Below are 16,174 nucleotides of genomic sequence, written 5' to 3'. Positions count from 1 at the left end.
CCGTTAAGAGGGCACGATGCGGCGATGGCGGGGCAATTTGCTGACGATTGAGCGGCAGCTTTGTGTCAGACATGGCTGAGGCAAGGCCCCCACCATGACATCGGATCAGCTTGCAAGCGTCAGCCAATCGCCGATCGTTGTCCCAGGATGCCGCGTGGAACGCGCAGGCGGAACAGCCGGGCGCTCGCTTGCCACGGTTCTTCGGACTTCACGCGGGCTCAGTCCGAATTCGTGGCTGAAGGCGCGTGTGAAATTGGCAGCGACGGCAAAACCGGCCGCCTCCGCAATCTCGGAGATCGGCCTGTTGTCGGCCGGGTTGCTGAGATCCGCATAGGCCTGCAGCAGCCGCCGCTTGCGGATATAATTCAGCACGCCCCCGCTCGCTTCGAACAGCTGGTAGAGCCGCGTGCGCGAGATGCCCAGGGCGCGGCAGATAGCGTCGGGCGTCAGATTGTCTGACTGCAGGTTGAGGTGAATGTAGCGATGCGCCCGCTCCATCATTCCCACGCCGGTCTGGCTTTGACCCGTGTCCGGTTTTATGGATGAGGCAGCACATGCAACGACCATATCGGCGATCGTTTGTATGATCCGCGGCACCTCCCCGGCCGTCAGGCTGCTCAGCTTCGTTTCCAAACCGGCAATATAGCTGACGAGCAATTCAGCCAGGCTGCCGGACAGAAGCGTGTTGTTGGCACCCTGGAGGATGCTTGCATCCACGGCCAGCAATTCATAGGGCAGGAAGACAAGCACAGCGACGCAATCGGTCATCCGCCCGCGATAGGGATAACCGAGAGACCTGAAAAATACCTCGCCGGCACCCGTTTCCGTAACGTGACGACTGACCTCGGTCCAGATCCGGCCGCTGCGAAGCAGGCCGACATTCCAATGGTCGATCGGGCTCGAACGGAGCATGGATTGATCGCGGATATAGCTATGCGCCTCAGTGTGCTGCTGGACGATGAGCATGCTGCCGAGATGCCAGCCGATCTGCTCAGCCAGAAACCCGTCTTCGGGTGATTTTCCATCCGGCAGATGGACATCCACGAGCGGCGCCATATGCGCACGCCAGGCCTGGAACTGGTCTTTCGCCGGCAAATCCCCAGTCGAGAAACGCAGGGGCACCAGCGCAGGCGCAACCTCCTGGCGTCGCTCCTTCTCCATGGCCGGCTCGCGCGGCCAGCGCCGCCGCTCCAGATGGGCCGGCCACGCCTGCCCCGCAGCGGGGTCATCTCCAGATCCAGAACCCGTAGCCATCCAATCCCTCCAGCGTGCCAACCGATCCGACCGGGCCGTTAAAACTGAGAGTGAACAATCGCTTTTGCGGCAAAATCGCCGCCGGAAACCGCCCTAGCCGGGAATCGGCGAGCAGACACCTCCATAAGTTGTTTATCATAATCCCTTTGGATCAGAAATGTACGCAGCGATAATTTTCAGGACGCGCGGATAACGACAATTGCGTCCCATGGCTGTATTTAAATAAGCACGGTCAATTCCCTGATAAGGACGGAACAGACCAGACTATTTCACCTGCCAACGCCCCGCAGGGACGGAGCAATTCCAGGTGAAACGGCAAGAACTCAAGAAAAAACATGAGAATACGAGAAGACAGTTGTGAACTGTCCGGGAAATATTCGTGCGCACTCTGCATCGGCTTCGGCCTGTTGCAGAGACTCTTCGTCACACAACCGCAGCCGCCAAAAAGAATAGTTATAACCGGCTGTGGAGGCTTCCTTGATCACTCAACTGGGGGAGGATTGAGGCGATTGTTGGCAAAGCCAGGGTGGGGCGAAGTGAGGGGTTGCGCGCAAGCTCAGGCGCTTGAGTCTATGCGTAGGAGCCTGATGCTGACGCGCAACCCCCATTCTATCGAACCTGGAGAATTTTGATGCGAGCGGCCCTCTGATGGGCAAATGGAGGCTAAGATGATCACGACGGAAGACCAGAACCACATCGAATTGAAACAGACGTCGAACTGCAGACAGGACGTCGAAATCGCAATGATGGGAATGCTCACCAATCTGCAGAAACATGGATGGACACCAGCGGAATTGGCACTGGCGCTTGCCGATGCCTCGGAAGAGCTCGTGATGCTGATCGCGAGCAAGACGGTGAAATCGAATTAAAGCATGCCGCGCATCATGCTTGCGAGCTTGATGAGACCCACGAAGCTAACGGCGAGTTTGTCGTATCGCGTTGCGATACGACGCCGCTGTTTGAGCCTGGCAACGAAGCCCATGGCACCTCTATCGCGATTGCCGCGAAATCAGCCCTTCATCATGAGCTCGCGCCCGATCCGTTTGGCGGGCTCGCTGCGTAACACGATCGCAGTGTTGACCGAGCCGTAACGGGCAATGGCATCGACGATGCTTTCAAGCTCCGCCGGCGAGGGCACGATGACTTTCAGGTGGAAGCAGTCTTCTCCCGTCAACCTGAGAACCTCAATGACTTCAGGCATTTCCGAGAACTGCCTCAAGCAGGTCTTGATATATTCGTGAGTGGTGCGCAGGCGGATGATTGCCATCATTCCAAGCCCGACCGAGGCAGGGTCGATGACAGCCTTATAGCCGCTGATGATGCCGCGTTCTTCAAGCCGCTTCAGGCGTTCCGATGCTGCCGGCTGCGAGAGGCCGACCCTTCTTCCAAGTTCGGAAACACTGATGCGCCCGTCGCCCTGCAAGATCTCGATCATGGCAATGTCGGTTGGATCGAGCTCGGCACGACTATCGAAATGTCTCACCATTGACTTTGAATCCATCGGTTTGCGGTGAACTTCTCCGATGAATGCCAATTTATCCTCTCGGAGTAAACGGTCATGTTGGTGCAATAACCACGAGAGGCCACGCATGACTGAAATCATCCATCTGCCGGGTATCGGCAATTCCGGCGAATCCCATTGGCAAAGCCGTTGGGAGAGCGCCGATCCCGCCATCCGCCGTTTCGACCCTGCGAGCTGGGACGAGCCTGTTATTTCCGACTGGATTGCGGCGCTGGAGCAAGCCGTGCGCGCCGCGCGAACGCCACCCGTTCTGGTGGCTCATAGCCTCGCCTGCCTGCTCGTCGCGCATTGGCATCAGGTTTCAGACCTGCCGATCAAGGGGGCAATGCTGGTAGCCGTACCGGATCCGGCGTCTCCGGCTTTTCCCTCACAGGCGGCAGGCTTCGCAGAGGTACCCCGGAAGCGCTTTCGATTTCCCTCTCTCATCGTGGCAAGTACGGATGATCCCTATGGTTCGCTGCCCTATGTCGAGACACGGGCAGAGCAATGGGGAAGCGAGTTGAAGGTGATCGGCGCGGCTGGCCACATCAACGGCCAAAGCGAACTCGGCGATTGGCCGGAAGGTCTGGCGCTCCTGAGAAACTTCGCAAGCCGCCTGTAGCCCGCGTTGCCTGCGAAAAGACCCCTCCCCACAGGTGTGACGGGTTGGGAAGGGGTTTCCATCGGCTCAAAGTAACGGCAATCGGCTGTGACAGCGTCTTGTTTACCCCCTGCCCCCTCACGGCGGCAGCAGGATACTCCCCGCCGCCCTGCCCGACTCCATCTCCTCATGCGCTTTCGCTCGCGGGTTTCATCGCTGCGTGATGCGGCGTGCAGCCACCAGATCGACCACACCGCCGGTTCCGGCCGATCGAGAGTTACGGCCGTGACCGTCCGCTCCGCTCGAACTGCCCACCAGCTGAAACTGGTTGACGAGGTCGCGCAGGCGGCCAGCTTCCGAAGACAGCGACGCGACGGCTGCAGTCGATTGTTCGACCATCGCCGCATTCTGCTGTGTCGACTGATCCATCTGGTTGACGGCGGTGTTGATTTCGGCGAGCCCGGTCGACTGTTCACGTGCCGCGGTCGCGATGGCGTCCATGACCTGATTGATCTGCGCGACATAGTCGCCGATCGATTTGAGTGACGTTCCGGTCTGGAGAACGAGTTTCACGCCATTCTCCACTTCAGCCGATGACTGCTGGATGAGCACCTTGATCTCCTTCGCCGCTTGCGCGGCACGCTGCGCAAGCTCCCGCACCTCCTGCGCCACGACGGCGAAACCCTTGCCTGCCTCGCCTGCGCGGGCCGCCTCCACGCCTGCGTTCAATGCGAGAAGGTTCGTCTGGAAGGCGATTTCATCGATCACGCCGATGATATTCGAAATCTGCTGCGAACTGCCTTCGATGCGGCGCATCGCCTGCTCGGCTTCCGACACGACGGTCGCCGAATGCTGCGCGCTGGCATTGGCTTCCCTTGCCACGTGACGTGCTTCATCGGTTCGTTTGGTCGCGGTCGAGACGGTCGAGGTAATCTCGTCCAGCGCCGCCGCCGTCTCTTCGAGAGAGGCTGCCTGCTGCTCGGTCCGCTTCGACAGGTCCTGAGCACCCGATGCAATCTCGCTGGTGCCGTTGTCTATGCTGTGCACCGTCTGAAGCACGGCGCCGATCGTTGTTCCCAGCTGGTGCAGCGACGCATTGAAGTCCTCGCGCAGCGCTTCATATTCCGCCGCAAATTGCTCGGAAAGCTGAAAGGATATGTCGCCGGCCGCCAGGCGCCGCAGTCCTTCACCCAGCGTCGTCGTCGCGAAGCGCAACTGCTCTGCCTCGCGCTCGGCCCGCTGCTGGGCCGCCGCGCGCGCCGCTTCGGCTTCGCTCCGCGTTGCCGCAGCTTCCCTTTCGAGCCTGACGACATTGAGCGCATTCTGCCGGAAGACCTCGACGGCACCTGCCATGTCCCCGACTTCGTCGGCACGACCGGCATAGGGGATATCGCTGTCGAGATCTCCGGCGGACAAACGTCCCATTGCGGATGCGATCCTGCGGATCGGATTGGCAATGCCCGAGATTGCGAACACGATTCCCGCCGCAGCAATCGCAACCGCAAGCGCCGCGATACCCGCCGTCAGCGTGAAGGCCGAATTCGCCGAGGCGCCGCTCGCATCCACGAAGCCTTCCGCCTGCTTGAGGATGAACGCAACGAGATCGCCAACGCGAGCATTCACGACGTCGGACTGCGGCTCCATCGTCTCCTTGAAGAGGCGCGCGGCGTCGGACGGCTTGCCACTGGTCTGCAAGGTGACCATCTGCTCTGCCATGTCGCGGAATTTGGAAAGTTCCGGCTTGATTTGATTGATCAGTTCACGCCCTCGCTCGGTGCGGACGCCCTTTTCATATTCGAGAACGAACTTGTCGAGGGAGGTGGCTGCCGTGGCGATCTTTTGCTTGCCGGCGTCCTGATCTTCGGCCGCGGCATCCTGCAGGAAGCCGGAATAGGCCAATTCCAGTTCGAGGAAACTGCCCTTGATCTCGCGCGCCGTCACGAGCCGCTGCATCCAGAAATGCCCGACCTGCTCTGCATTCGAGCTGATCGTGGAGATCGTGCTCAGCGAAACATAGGACAGACCGATGATGAAAATGCTGATGACCGACAGCTTCAGAACCAGGGCCTGCTTGATGCTTGGGCGTTTCATGCGAGTCTCCTCCCGAAGTGACCTGAAATGACCAGCTTGCCGGCCGATATAAAATCTCACATCGCATCGATAATTTAGTATTAACTAAACGTCAGATCCTGCTCCATTTTCGGATAACGTAAGACTGGTCAAAACTTCTGCGATCATTCGATCGCGCTGCAATTTGTGGCTATACAAACAGCGGCATCAACGGCCCTGCAGGATGCAGCGACCGGTAGAAAACCGGCGACGCGCGAATCTCCGCATGTCTCAGCCACGCAAATCATCGCCGGTCCATGCGATCAGCTTTATCTCGCTTTGTGACGAGCGCACCCAGCGCCGATGTGCCTTCCCGCGCCAAGATCCGCTGCGATGCCTCGGGGCTGGCCGGCGGACGATTCAGAAAATCAAAAGAGCGGATGAAGCAGCGCGGTGCCGCAGAAAGAACTTGCGAACTTTTCGGCGCCGCAAGCGTTCGGGTATAGTTCGGTCCGTGCCGCATTCCGCCAGGGAATAAGGTGGAACTGAATGGTCTCGGCAGAGATTCGAGATAATCCGATGCAAATCCCGGCCTGGTCGCCCGGATCCGGAGCCACCTTGGGTTCCAAACGTAAAGCTGGATTGAACAATCTCGAGAAGCGATTTCCCCTGCATCGAATTCATCACTAGCAGGAGCTTCTGTGCAGTCGCCTGGCTTCAACAAAGGAGAAACATAATGGCTTCAGCACAACAGGACGTTGGCGCACTCTTGGACGATCGAACCGAGGCATGTCGGGCAAAGGACATTGATCGGCTCATGTCGCTCTTTTCACCCGATATCGTCTACTTCGATGTCGTACCCCCTCTCCGCTTCATCGGGACCGATGCGGTCCGGGGCAATTTCGTGCGGTGGTTCAAGGAATATGAAGGGCCGATCGGCCTGGAAACCCGCGAGTTGAATATTGCAGTGAACGGGGATGTCGCGTTCGCGCATATGCTTCACCTGGACAAAGGAAACACCAACTTACCCGAGGAGCAGCGCGAGCGCGGATTCTGGCTGCGTTCGACCGTCTGCTGCCAACGGTCCAACGACAGATGGCTGATTACACACGAACATATCTCCCTGCCGATCGATTTCAGGAGCGGGAGTGTACTGATGGGCCTTGCCCCCTGACACTCTCGGTCGAGCTCCCGATACGGCAGGTCGGTATCGCGCTCTTCGGGTCGCTGGCTGCGCGATCCGCCCTCGTCGCCGGGCAAGCTATGTCAGCATCTGAACGTCCGTTGGCTCTGGTTCTGCGCCGGCTGCCGTGAGCATCGCGTGGATCTGTCCCCGGTGGTGAGTCTGATGATTGAAGAGTTGAATCGCACAGAGGGCTTTTGGCTTCTCGATCCGAATGAAACCATCTCCCGGATACCAGACAAGCATTCCCTCCAGGTCGGCATCCCCCAAACTCTCAGACCACTCTTCGACCTCCTCGTTCCTTCGAAAACGGAGCGCCTTGAAATCAACCCAATCCGACGGGCTCGTGAGGGAGTGCTTGACGGTTTCCTCTGGGCGCTCGTTCCCCTTTAATCGCTCCAGTATCAGGGCGTCTGCCCAATAAAGATGGTTGAATGTAGCTGCGATCGATTGGAAGAAAGCACCTCTATCCTTCCACCGATCCTCGTTGGTGAGGCCATCGGCGGCAGTTACCAGCGAGGTGTTCTGCCAGGTATTATAACGGGACATAAGTCGGCAGTATCCGGCTGAGATCATTTCTCATCCTCCAAAATTTATCGATGTTTGGCTGGGAATAGGTGCCGGACGGATTAATCTTGCACCGGCAATCCGCGTCAAATTGATGAGCGTGAGGCTGGTCGCCTCAGTGACGGAATTTGCTGCACCTGAATAAAAGATATAGGCTTTTTGCTATTCTCTGACAACCAAGCTTACCGGAAAAGTGAAGTTCCATGCCAAACCGAGGACACGCTTTCCGTAGTCCCTGAGTTCGCTCTTCGGCCCAACCTAGCGATAGAGGGTGACGCGTTCGATCCCAGTCGTCGGACTTGAACCTTGTTCGCTCTGCCTCGATCCAGGGACGACCTGGCCGCGTCCGCAACCCGACCTCCGCCACCGATCACGGCACCAGCAATATGCTCCCAGCCGACCGCCCCGTTTCCATCTCCTCATGCGCTTTCGCAACATCCGCCAAGCCATATTCGGCAGCGATCTCGCAGACGATGCCCCTTTCCATCGCGGCGATCGCAGCCTCTGCAGCCTCGCGGTATCGGCCGATATCGGCGCACCAGGCCATGATGCTCGGATGGGAGAGCGACTTGCCGGGCCGTAGTTCTTCCACGGCAACGGGCGGGATGGGACCGGCGGCCTGGCCGATGGTGATCGCCGTGCCGAAGGGACGGACGGCACGGATGCTCTTCAAGAGCATATCACCGCCGATCCCGTCATAGGCGACATCGACGCCGTTTCCACCGGTCAGCCGCTTCACTTCGGCGACGATATCGGCCCCTCGCCCGATGATCAGATGATCGGCGCCATAGGAGGTGGCGAGCGCCGCCTTTTCGGGTGAGCTGACGGTGCCGATGACGGTGGCGCCAAGCGATTTCGCCCACCGCACCAGGATGCTGCCGAGCCCGCCGGCGGCGGCATGGATCAGCACCGTGCTGCCCTGCCCGACATTGCTGACCTTTTTCAGGAGCATATAGGCCGTCATGCCCTTGAGCAGCGAGCTCGCGGCCACCTTCGCGGAGACAGCATCGGGAAGCGCAATCACCCGCTCGGCCGCGATGATGCGGGTCGAGGCATAGGCACCGGCGGGCGGCCCGCCATAGGCGACGCGGTCTCCCGGTTTGAAGCCGGAGACGTCGGCGCCGATCGCTTCGACCACGCCTGCGGCCTCCACGCCGATGACGGCGGGATAGGCGGGCAGCGCGTAGAGGCCCTTGCGGTGATAGATATCGAGAAAATTGGTGCCGACGGCCTGATGGCGGATCTTGACCTCGCCGGGACCGGGAGAAACTGAAGGCTGCTCCTGCAGCCGGAACTGGCTGACGTCGCCGGGGGCGTCAAGCAGGACGATCTGGTCGGGCATCTGTCGTTTCCTTCATGTGGCTGGATGGGCGGACACTAACCGGTAGTCTCATGTGTGAAAATTCCCTATTGTCGCACAATGATTGGGAAAGAATTCACACAAATAGACTGGGACGACCTCAGGCACTTCCTGGCGCTGGCGCAGGCGGGCACCTTTCTTGGCGCCGCACGGCAGATTGGCGTCGAGCACGCGACGATCAGCCGGCGCATCAGCGCCCTCGAGAAAGGCCTCGGCCGCAAGCTCGTCGACCGCCGCGGGCGGCGCATCGTCCTGACCGCGGATGGCGAACAGATTGCCGGCCACGCCGCCCTCGCCGCACAGCAGATGGCTGTCATCGAGCAGCTCGGCCGCGCAAGCGCCACGGAGACGCGCGGCCATGTGCGCATCAGCGCCCCGCCGGCGCTCTCGAGCGTGCTTCTCGCACAACCCATCGCCGCCCTCAGGCGGGCGCATCCGGGCGTCGAGATCACGCTTGTGGGCGAAAAGCGCCTCGCCTCGCTGAACCGCCGGGAGGCGGATATCGCCGTGCGCATGTCACGGCCCGAAGATGGCGATTACGCAATCACCAAAGTCGGGGAAATGGCCTTCCACCTCTACGCATCGAAGGCCTATCTCGAAACCGTGCCGGAGGCACAATGGACCTTCATCGGCTATGACGAGGGCATGAACGCCTCGCCGCAGCAACTGCGCCTTACCGAACTCGCCGCCGGCCGGCCGATCGCGATCCGCTCATCGGTGCTGGAGTTTCAGGCCGCCGCCGCAAGGCTCGGCGGCGGTGTCGTGCTGCTGCCGGATTTCGCGGTGGCGGGCGCGGATGACCTGCAGCAGATCGAGGATGAGAACCCTCTGAAGCGGGAGGTGTGGCTGGTGGTCCACGCCGAGATCAGGGATGTGCCTGCTGTCAGGGTGGTGATGGAGGCGCTGAAAAGCGCCTTTTGAGATATTGCGATGCCGACGGCCGAAAGCGCTGCCTCTATCCAGCGTCTATTCCGGCCTGCCGCTCCGCTGCGAGGAGATAGGAGCGAAACATGACGGTGAGCTGCCTTTCAGCTTCGCTGCCGTCGGCCGGGCTCAACACTTTGTGGCAGAAGGCCGGCACCGTTCCGTAAAGCGCAGCGGTCAGTGTGTGGGCGACGAGGCCCGGATCGGCGAGACGGCCGTCGCCTGCAGCGGAAAGTGCCGCCGCGATCGCCTCTGCATTTCGCCTGACCGCAGCCTCGATCAGCGCACGAGCATCGAGTTCCATGGAGATGCGGTAAAGAGAGGGAGAGATTTCGGCTTGCGCCATCTTCGCATGAAGATAGGCCTTCACCACCGCCTCGGCTACCGTCTCCAGCGTGGCGCCCCGGACCTCGTCGCACGCTTCCTCGATGACATCGGCGAGGATTGCGAGATGCTGCTCCATCACGGCAAAGAGCAAAGCCTGCTTGTTCGGGAAATACTGGTAGAGCGTCCCGACCGAAACGCCTGCCCGGCGCGCTACCCGCGTGGTCGTCAGGCGCATCAGCCCGTCGCTCGACAAAACCTGAACAGTTGCCTCGAAAATCGCGTCCACGGTGGCGACGGATCGGCCCTGACGCGGTGATCTCCGGGGCTTTAGCGTTGTCAGAGAGCCGTTTCCCATAAGCGAATCCAAGATCTGAATGATGCTTCATATATAATTTCCGGCTCCGCAACTCCAGCAATCATGCATGTCAAGCCGGGGCCGTTCAGAGACGAATTGGAGACGGATGTGGGTAAATTGGACGGAAAGATCGCAGTCATCACGGGCGGCAACTCCGGAATGGGGCTGGCGACAGCCAGGCTCTTCGCACGCGAAGGCGCAAGGGTCGTCATTACCGGCCGCGATCAGGCGACGCTCGAAGCTGCGGTGCAAAGCATCGGAAACGGCATCGATGCCATCCGCAGCGATATTTCCAGCATGGCGGACATCGAAGCGCTTCGCGACCATGTCGGAAGAAAGCATGGCCGCGTCGATATCGTCTTTGCGAATGCCGGCGGCGCGCGCCCCGGCATGTTCGAACATATGTCGGAAGAAGAATTCGATTTCACGGTCGCCAACACCTTCAAGGGAACCTACTTCACGGTACAGAAACTCCTGCCGCTCATGCGTTCCGGCGGCTCGATAATCCTGAATACCTCGACCCTGACGACACAGGGCCGTCCCTATGTCAGCGTCTATTCGGCGGGCAAAGCGGCCATTCGCTCGCTGGCGCGCTCGCTCACCGCGGAACTGACCGAGAGGGGGATTCGCGTGAATGCCATGGCTCCCGGCTACATCGATACCGATCAGGCACGCAAATCGGGCGTGAGCGAGGAGATGATCGAGCAGACGAAGGCACAGGTGCACGCACAGATTCCGATGCACCGCAGCGGCACGGTCGAGGAGATCGCAAAAGCCGTCCTGTTTCTCGCTTCCGATGACTCCAGTTACATCACCGGCAGCGAATTGTGCGTCGATGGTGGCTGGGCCCAAATCTGACCATGCGTGCCGGCGCTCCTTGCGAGCGCCGGTTACTGCACGTGGCAGCTTGTCGACCGGCCCGGCACTTCCAGTTGCGCATCGTTGCCTTTGATCCAGAACAGCACCGTCCCGTCGGTATAACGCGCGCCCGAACCGGACAGGCCCTGCGGCAGGCGGAAGCTCTGTCCGTCCGTGGTGATCAGCGCCTCATTGGTTGCGGTCAGGAAGCTCGCGGTGACACCCTTGCCGTCGTCGCAGCGATAGATCACGCCCGTCTTGTCCTCGGCAAATGCCGGAGTGAGGCTCATCAGGAACACCGCACATGCAAATGCAAACGCACCGCTCTTCATCCTGCTCATGCGTGCCTCCCTCGGTTGATCCGTCTCCCTCGCTTCAGATGATTGCCGCGGCTTTCCGACGGAACGCCCCCTGGGAGGGATTCCGGAAGACCCGGTTCTATACCGCCACAGGCTCGCCACCGTCAAAGCTCCCATGTGCCCAGCGCCATCGCACTGCGCCCGGCCCAGAGGCAGGGATCGACGGTCATTCTGCATGAGCGATGGCGAAAAATCACAGCCGGTGTCGAATTCCCGCCCGCCCGCGCGTCATCAAGGCAGAGAGGCCAAGGAGAACAGCCATGACGATAACCGCCTTCGGATGCTTTCGACCCTTATCTTGTTTTTGCCACCACCTTGACATGTGTTCTTTACAATTAACGCCTACCATAGGTTCGGATATGGAGGACAGGCGATGAATGAGATGACCACATCGGATATGCTGAGGGATCCGCTGATCCGCCAGATGCTGCGCGCCGACAGGATCAGCCTTGCCTCTTTCGCCACCCTGCTCGATACCGCCAGCCGGCGGCAGGCCCGCCGCGCCGCCGAAAGTATTCTTCCCCAGCCTGCGGCTCCGGAGGCATGGCGCGGCGAGGCTCTTTCCTCCCCTTGACGTCCTCATGCCCCGATCAGGGCAGGCCCTTTTGGCTCGCCTTCAGGCGGGCCTTTTTTGCGCTGCCCATCGAGCCAGGCCACCGCAATTGTCGGCTGGCTGGCCTCACTGGTTTCGACCAGCGTCGTCAACACCAGATCGGGCGCAAATGGACCTTCTCACGCCCCAACCCTTCCCCACAAGGGGGCGGGACTATAGGCCGTGAACCCATAAACGCGAACGGCGTAGATGGGGTGTTTTCGGTCTGTCCGCTTCTGGATAGCACAGCAAGATAGCGGACGACCGATTTGCATTTTCGATCAAGTTTGCTACAGCTCGGGTATGACGAACCGACCCATGATCTTTGCTCGACGCTGGTGGCGCGCTCTCTGAGCGGCGCCCGTCATGTCCCCTTGACCTGTGCCGCTGCTTCTGGCAGCACGGTCACAATACCGATCTTCCGATCAGAAGCAGTGGCTCCTCCTTCCTTGGAGCTCCAAATGTCTTCGGCAACCAGTTCACCGCCCATCATTCTTACTGGAGATCGGACTACCGGTCCCCTCCATCTCGGCCATTACGTCGGTTCGCTTCGCAACCGCGTCGCGTTGCAAGCGACACACGAGCAGTACGTCTTGCTGGCAGACGCGCAGGCTCTGACCGACAACGCTGACGATCCCGGCAAAGTCCGCCGCAATGTCCTGGAGGTCGCACTCGACTACCTTGCGGTCGGGATTGATCCGAATGCCACGGCGATCTGCGTGCAGTCGGCACTTCCGACGCTCGCCGAACTCACGCTCCTCTACCTGAACTTCGTGTCCGTCGCCCGCCTGGAGCGCAACCCTACCATCAAGGACGAGATCCAGATGCGGGGCTTCGGGCGGGACATTCCGGCAGGCTTCCTTTGCTATCCGGCGGCGCAGGCGGCGGACATTACAGCATTCCGGGCAACGCTCGTTCCCGTCGGTGAGGATCAGGTGCCGATCATCGAGCAGACGAATGAACTGGTGCGCAGGCTGAACCGGCAGGCCGGGTGCGAACTTCTGCCAGAGGCGAAAGCGCTCGTATCCAAGACGGGACGCCTTCCCGGCGTCGACGGCAAGGGCAAGATGAGTAAGTCGCAGGGCAACGCCATTCTGCTCTCGACCAGCAATCCGCAGATCGAGGCGGCGGTGCAACGCATGTACACAGACCCAAACCATCTGCGAGCGTCCGATCCCGGTCAAGTCGAAGGGAACGTTGTCTTTACCTATCTCGACGCGTTCGATCCAGATGCGGACGCAGTTGCCGAGCTAAAAGCGCACTATCGCCGGGGTGGGCTCGGCGACATGGTGTTGAAGCGACGGTTGACCGCTATTCTCCAGGAGACGGTTGCCCCGATCCGAGAGCGGCGTGCTGAACTTTCCCGTGACCCGGACTTCGTCATGGACGTGCTACGTTCAGGAACAGCGAAGGCGTCGGAAACCACCAAGCGAACTAAGGAAGCCGTGATAGAGGGATTGGGGCTGTTCAGGCTCTGATGGCCATGAAAATACAGAGAATGACGGCTTTCGCGGTCGCTGGTTCCGTGCCAGAACGTCCTTGAAGAGGTCTTTACCGACTGGCTGCTTTCACATCGCGCCGGATACGGTCGCCATCGATGCATCAGGCGTGCCGCCTGCCAGATCGTCCAACCTCTTGCCTGCAAGATCCCCCAGCATCTCCACCGCCAGATCCGGCGCGACATGGTGCGGCATGTGGCCGACACCATCGAGCAGTTCGACGGCGAGCGCCGGATGCCTCTCGTGGAGCCAGTCGAGATGCCAGCCGGGCTCGATGATCCGGTCTTCGCGCCCGAAGAGAACGGAGACCGGCAGACCGGCCGGCAGGCTTGCGAGCGGCTGCATGTCGCCGTTGAAGGCCCAGAGCTCCTCGGCCATGGTGGCGATCGAGGCGGCGTTGACCATATGCATGGCCGGCAGGGTCAAAAGCTCCGATATCACCGGGTTGGGACAGGACGACGCGCGCAGGCCGCGCTCGAAGAAATAGGACGACCAGCGGGCGATCACATGCTGGCGGATGACGGGACCCACGAAGGGCGCCACGGCGCTGCGCAGCACGATGAACGGCTTGAAGGGAACGGGCCGGCAGCAGGGCGAGATGAGAAACAGGCCTTTCACGAGATCCGGCCGGCGGGCGGCAAGATGCAGCGCTGGCGCGCAGCCGATCGAATGGCCTGATAGCACGACCTCGTCAAGCTCCAGCGCCTCCAGGAAGCGCTCCAGCCAGAAGGACTGGCCACGCGGGCCGCGCTCGCCGGCAGGCAGTGCTGCGCTGAAACCGTAACCCGGCCTGTCGGGCGCGATGATGTGCATCCCGCTGGCCGCAAACGGCATCATCACTTCCTCGGCGATACTGCCGCAGCCATGCAGCAGCACGACGGGATTTCCATCTGCGTTTCCACTTTCGAGCATATGGATCTGCTCGCGACCGGTTTTGATGATTTTGCCAATCCGTGGGGAGACGGCCGGCGGAGGGAGAGGCTGCACGTACATCATGACGGCCCAAACGTAGACGCTAGGAAAATGTTCCCCCTGGCGCCGAAAATCATGCCGCTTTCAGACGGTTAGCGCGTCCGGGCAAATGCGATATTAGGCCGTTCATATTGAAAAAGCATCCCCCGCTTTCGGTGGCCGTGCCGGGCGACGGCCTATTTCCGCAGGATCTTCTCCATCGCCTTTCCCCGCGCAAGCTCGTCGACGAGCTTGTCCAGATAGCGGATTTCCCGCATCGTCGGCTCTTCGATATCTTCCACGCGCACCCCGCAGATGACGCCCGTGATCAGCGCGCGGGATGGATTCATCTTCGGCGCCCGCGCGAAGAAATCCTCGAAGCTGGTCTTTTGCGCCAGCTCTTCGTCAAGGCTTTCCGTGCTGTGCCCCGTCAGCCAGCAGATGATCTGGTCGACCTCCGCCTTGCTGCGCCCCTTCTTTTCGGCCTTGGCGAGATAATGGGGATAAACGCTGGCGACGCTGATGGAATAGATGCGATGCTTCGTCATGGACCCTCCTAGAGCACCGGCCCGAAAATCGGTGCGCCTTCAGATGGTTAGGGCAGCGGACCGCGCCTGCCCTGCCCTCAAGAATTCCGGCGAATGCGCCAGCCGTCAGTCCTGGACGGCCGACGCACCAGTTGTGCCGAGATAGGCCGCGAGCATGGCCCGGTCGTGCCATCCAAGATCGGCCGTCTTGCCCATCAGCTCCGCCGGCACCTTCCAGCCCGGATCGACGCCCTCCATGTTCGGAAGCTCATGCGCGATGCCCTTGTGGCAATCGATGCAGGTCGCCTTGCCCGGCAATAGGTACCGCGTGTGGATCTCGGCGGCGCGCACGGTCTGTTTCGTCAGGTCCATGGCGCCCATCGAGTGGCAGTTGCGGCATTCCAGGCTGTCATTGGCCTTCAGCCGCGCCCATTCGTGCTGGGCAAGTTCCAGCCGCTTGTCGAGGAATTTTTCGCGTGTGTTGATCGTCCCGAATATCTTGCCCCAGACTTCCTTCGACGCCTGCATCTTGCGGGCGATCTTGTCGGTCCACTGGTGCGGCACATGGCAATCAGGGCACGTGGCGCGAACGCCCGAACGGTTGGAGAAGTGAACCGTGCGGCTCAGCTCCTCGTAGACGTTCGTTTTCATTTCATGGCAGCCGGTGCAGAAGGCCTCGGTGTTGGTCACTTCGAGCGCGGTGTTGAACGCGCCCCAGAACATGACGCCGCCGACGAAGCCGCCAAGCGTCAGGAAACCCAGGCTGAGTGTCGCGGCCGGCGTGCTCAGCAAGCGCCAGCACCACAGGAATATCGCCTTTATCCAGCCGATCATTGCTCGCTTCCCGCAGGCTTGAAGCCCAGCTCGCTCATGTCCTTGAAGGTGTTCGGCACCAGCGGCTTCGCATCCGCCTGCGGCACGTGGCAGGCGGTGCAGAAATATCGCCGCGGCGAGACATCGGCCAGCATCTGCCCCTCGCGGGTCATATAGTGGGTGACGCTGATCATCGGCGCGCCGGAGCCTTCCGTCAGCTCGCGCCTATGGCAGGAAAGGCAGCGATTGGTATTCACCGTCAGCTGGTAGCCCTCGATCGAATGCGGGATGATCGGAGGCTGGTCGGGATAATTCCGCATCTTCCTGATGTCATCGATGACCCATTTGGGAACCGGCTTCGCCTCCTTGCTCTCCATCGGGTTCTCGTTGCCCGACAGCGAGGGCACCATCTGCGCGAGCGTGACGGTGCCCGTGAGCATGAGGAGGGCGACGG

18 protein-coding genes are annotated in these 16,174 nt (G+C 60.7%); 7 read left to right on the top strand and 11 right to left on the bottom strand.

The genetic code is table 11. The features are described from left to right. Nucleotides 1–105 precede the first annotated feature (105 nt). On the bottom strand, nucleotides 106–1,254 hold the full coding sequence (locus H4W29_RS20140) for a helix-turn-helix domain-containing protein (protein WP_192730490.1): 1,149 nt from the start codon (nucleotides 1,252–1,254) through the stop codon (nucleotides 106–108). A 668-nt stretch (nucleotides 1,255–1,922) separates the two neighbouring features. On the opposite strand from H4W29_RS20140, the gene H4W29_RS20135 reads away from it, so the two are divergent. Next, on the top strand, nucleotides 1,923–2,123 hold the full coding sequence (locus H4W29_RS20135) for a hypothetical protein (protein ID WP_192730489.1): 201 nt from the start codon (nucleotides 1,923–1,925) through the stop codon (nucleotides 2,121–2,123). Nucleotides 2,124–2,263: 140 nt separating this feature from the next. On the opposite strand, the gene H4W29_RS20130 is transcribed toward H4W29_RS20135, so the two are convergent. Continuing rightward, nucleotides 2,264–2,740 (bottom strand): Lrp/AsnC family transcriptional regulator, encoded by a 477-nt coding sequence (locus H4W29_RS20130; RefSeq protein ID WP_192730488.1) that lies wholly within the window; start codon nucleotides 2,738–2,740, stop codon nucleotides 2,264–2,266. A 103-nt stretch (nucleotides 2,741–2,843) separates the two neighbouring features. Here H4W29_RS20130 and H4W29_RS20125 point away from each other — a divergent pair, with 103 nt between their 5' ends. Beyond that, complete coding sequence (locus tag H4W29_RS20125; protein ID WP_192730487.1) at nucleotides 2,844–3,377, top strand: RBBP9/YdeN family alpha/beta hydrolase; 534 nt, start codon at nucleotides 2,844–2,846, stop codon at nucleotides 3,375–3,377. 189 nt (nucleotides 3,378–3,566) lie between these two features. Here H4W29_RS20125 and H4W29_RS20120 read toward each other — a convergent pair whose 3' ends face one another. Next, complete coding sequence (locus H4W29_RS20120) at nucleotides 3,567–5,447, bottom strand: methyl-accepting chemotaxis protein (protein WP_192730486.1); 1,881 nt, start codon at nucleotides 5,445–5,447, stop codon at nucleotides 3,567–3,569. A gap of 694 nt (nucleotides 5,448–6,141) precedes the next feature. On the opposite strand from H4W29_RS20120, the gene H4W29_RS20115 reads away from it, so the two are divergent. Beyond that, the gene (locus tag H4W29_RS20115) at nucleotides 6,142–6,579 is read left to right on the top strand and encodes a nuclear transport factor 2 family protein (protein ID WP_192730485.1); all 438 of its coding nucleotides are present in this window, start codon (nucleotides 6,142–6,144) and stop codon (nucleotides 6,577–6,579) included. An 87-nt stretch (nucleotides 6,580–6,666) separates the two neighbouring features. On the opposite strand, the gene H4W29_RS20110 is transcribed toward H4W29_RS20115, so the two are convergent. Next, a complete protein-coding gene (locus H4W29_RS20110; RefSeq protein WP_192730484.1) occupies nucleotides 6,667–7,164 on the bottom strand; it encodes a DinB family protein in 498 nt (165 codons plus the stop codon). Between the two features lie 361 nt (nucleotides 7,165–7,525). Then, a complete protein-coding gene (locus tag H4W29_RS20105) occupies nucleotides 7,526–8,497 on the bottom strand; it encodes a quinone oxidoreductase family protein (RefSeq protein WP_192730483.1) in 972 nt (323 codons plus the stop codon). Nucleotides 8,498–8,575: 78 nt separating this feature from the next. Here H4W29_RS20105 and H4W29_RS20100 point away from each other — a divergent pair, with 78 nt between their 5' ends. Then, nucleotides 8,576–9,436 (top strand): LysR family transcriptional regulator, encoded by an 861-nt coding sequence (locus tag H4W29_RS20100; RefSeq protein ID WP_192730482.1) that lies wholly within the window; start codon nucleotides 8,576–8,578, stop codon nucleotides 9,434–9,436. Between the two features lie 34 nt (nucleotides 9,437–9,470). Here the strand turns inward: H4W29_RS20100 and H4W29_RS20095 are convergent, their stop codons facing one another. Beyond that, nucleotides 9,471–10,121: a TetR/AcrR family transcriptional regulator gene (locus tag H4W29_RS20095; RefSeq protein ID WP_192730481.1), complete on the bottom strand. Its 651-nt coding sequence runs from the start codon at nucleotides 10,119–10,121 to the stop codon at nucleotides 9,471–9,473. Nucleotides 10,122–10,229: 108 nt separating this feature from the next. Between H4W29_RS20095 and H4W29_RS20090 the strand changes: the two genes are divergently transcribed. Then, nucleotides 10,230–10,979 (top strand): SDR family oxidoreductase, encoded by a 750-nt coding sequence (locus H4W29_RS20090; RefSeq protein ID WP_192730480.1) that lies wholly within the window; start codon nucleotides 10,230–10,232, stop codon nucleotides 10,977–10,979. Between the two features lie 32 nt (nucleotides 10,980–11,011). Here the strand turns inward: H4W29_RS20090 and H4W29_RS20085 are convergent, their stop codons facing one another. Beyond that, entirely contained in the window at nucleotides 11,012–11,320 is a 309-nt protein-coding gene (locus H4W29_RS20085) for an MliC family protein (protein ID WP_192730479.1), read from the bottom strand. A 391-nt stretch (nucleotides 11,321–11,711) separates the two neighbouring features. Between H4W29_RS20085 and H4W29_RS20080 the strand changes: the two genes are divergently transcribed. Together H4W29_RS20080 and trpS are read left to right on the top strand one after the other, a co-directional pair. After that, nucleotides 11,712–11,912, top strand: a complete 201-nt coding sequence (locus tag H4W29_RS20080) for a hypothetical protein (protein ID WP_192730478.1) — start codon at nucleotides 11,712–11,714, stop codon at nucleotides 11,910–11,912. A 479-nt stretch (nucleotides 11,913–12,391) separates the two neighbouring features. Beyond that, nucleotides 12,392–13,408, top strand: a complete 1,017-nt coding sequence (gene trpS / locus H4W29_RS20075; protein WP_192730477.1) for a tryptophan--tRNA ligase — start codon at nucleotides 12,392–12,394, stop codon at nucleotides 13,406–13,408. Nucleotides 13,409–13,498: 90 nt separating this feature from the next. On the opposite strand, the gene H4W29_RS20070 is transcribed toward trpS, so the two are convergent. The 4 genes from H4W29_RS20070 to H4W29_RS20055 all read right to left on the bottom strand — a co-directional run bounded on the left by H4W29_RS20070 (nucleotide 13,499) and on the right by H4W29_RS20055 (nucleotide 16,160). After that, the gene (locus tag H4W29_RS20070) at nucleotides 13,499–14,425 is read right to left on the bottom strand and encodes an alpha/beta fold hydrolase (protein ID WP_192730476.1); all 927 of its coding nucleotides are present in this window, start codon (nucleotides 14,423–14,425) and stop codon (nucleotides 13,499–13,501) included. A gap of 152 nt (nucleotides 14,426–14,577) precedes the next feature. Continuing rightward, nucleotides 14,578–14,928 carry a DUF2200 domain-containing protein gene (locus H4W29_RS20065; protein ID WP_192730475.1) on the bottom strand — a complete coding sequence of 117 codons (351 nt, stop codon included), beginning with the start codon at nucleotides 14,926–14,928 and terminating at the stop codon, nucleotides 14,578–14,580. A 105-nt stretch (nucleotides 14,929–15,033) separates the two neighbouring features. After that, nucleotides 15,034–15,741, bottom strand: coding sequence for a NapC/NirT family cytochrome c (locus H4W29_RS20060; RefSeq protein ID WP_192730474.1), 708 nt, complete (start codon nucleotides 15,739–15,741; stop codon nucleotides 15,034–15,036). Then, complete coding sequence (locus H4W29_RS20055; RefSeq protein WP_192730473.1) at nucleotides 15,738–16,160, bottom strand: nitrate reductase cytochrome c-type subunit; 423 nt, start codon at nucleotides 16,158–16,160, stop codon at nucleotides 15,738–15,740. The genes H4W29_RS20060 and H4W29_RS20055 overlap by 4 nt, the downstream gene beginning before the upstream one ends. Between the last annotated feature and the right edge of the window lie 14 nt (nucleotides 16,161–16,174).

This window comes from Rhizobium viscosum, from assembly GCF_014873945.1.
In the GTDB taxonomy this organism is placed as follows: domain Bacteria; phylum Pseudomonadota; class Alphaproteobacteria; order Rhizobiales; family Rhizobiaceae; genus Rhizobium; species Rhizobium viscosum.
The sequence above is the reverse complement of the archived record's forward strand: the minus strand, read 5'-3'. Positions and strand labels throughout refer to the sequence as shown.

Bases quoted from the DNA above. Each gene is read 5' to 3' on its own strand.
- H4W29_RS20125 (WP_192730487.1), top strand. From the start codon at position 2,844: ATGACTGAAATCATCCATCTGCCGGGTATCGGCAATTCCGGCGAATCC.
- H4W29_RS20120 (WP_192730486.1), bottom strand. From the start codon at position 5,447: ATGAAACGCCCAAGCATCAAGCAGGCCCTGGTTCTGAAGCTGTCGGTC.
- H4W29_RS20065 (WP_192730475.1), bottom strand. From the start codon at position 14,928: ATGACGAAGCATCGCATCTATTCCATCAGCGTCGCCAGCGTTTATCCC.
- trpS (WP_192730477.1), top strand. From the start codon at position 12,392: ATGTCTTCGGCAACCAGTTCACCGCCCATCATTCTTACTGGAGATCGG.
- H4W29_RS20055 (WP_192730473.1), bottom strand. From the start codon at position 16,160: ATGCTCACGGGCACCGTCACGCTCGCGCAGATGGTGCCCTCGCTGTCG.
- H4W29_RS20080 (WP_192730478.1), top strand. From the start codon at position 11,712: ATGAATGAGATGACCACATCGGATATGCTGAGGGATCCGCTGATCCGC.
- H4W29_RS20110 (WP_192730484.1), bottom strand. From the start codon at position 7,164: ATGATCTCAGCCGGATACTGCCGACTTATGTCCCGTTATAATACCTGG.
- H4W29_RS20095 (WP_192730481.1), bottom strand. From the start codon at position 10,121: ATGGGAAACGGCTCTCTGACAACGCTAAAGCCCCGGAGATCACCGCGT.
- H4W29_RS20070 (WP_192730476.1), bottom strand. From the start codon at position 14,425: ATGATGTACGTGCAGCCTCTCCCTCCGCCGGCCGTCTCCCCACGGATT.
- H4W29_RS20085 (WP_192730479.1), bottom strand. From the start codon at position 11,320: ATGAGCAGGATGAAGAGCGGTGCGTTTGCATTTGCATGTGCGGTGTTC.
- H4W29_RS20115 (WP_192730485.1), top strand. From the start codon at position 6,142: ATGGCTTCAGCACAACAGGACGTTGGCGCACTCTTGGACGATCGAACC.
- H4W29_RS20130 (WP_192730488.1), bottom strand. From the start codon at position 2,740: ATGGTGAGACATTTCGATAGTCGTGCCGAGCTCGATCCAACCGACATT.
- H4W29_RS20060 (WP_192730474.1), bottom strand. From the start codon at position 15,741: ATGATCGGCTGGATAAAGGCGATATTCCTGTGGTGCTGGCGCTTGCTG.
- H4W29_RS20135 (WP_192730489.1), top strand. From the start codon at position 1,923: ATGATCACGACGGAAGACCAGAACCACATCGAATTGAAACAGACGTCG.
- H4W29_RS20100 (WP_192730482.1), top strand. From the start codon at position 8,576: ATGATTGGGAAAGAATTCACACAAATAGACTGGGACGACCTCAGGCAC.
- H4W29_RS20140 (WP_192730490.1), bottom strand. From the start codon at position 1,254: ATGGCTACGGGTTCTGGATCTGGAGATGACCCCGCTGCGGGGCAGGCG.
- H4W29_RS20105 (WP_192730483.1), bottom strand. From the start codon at position 8,497: ATGCCCGACCAGATCGTCCTGCTTGACGCCCCCGGCGACGTCAGCCAG.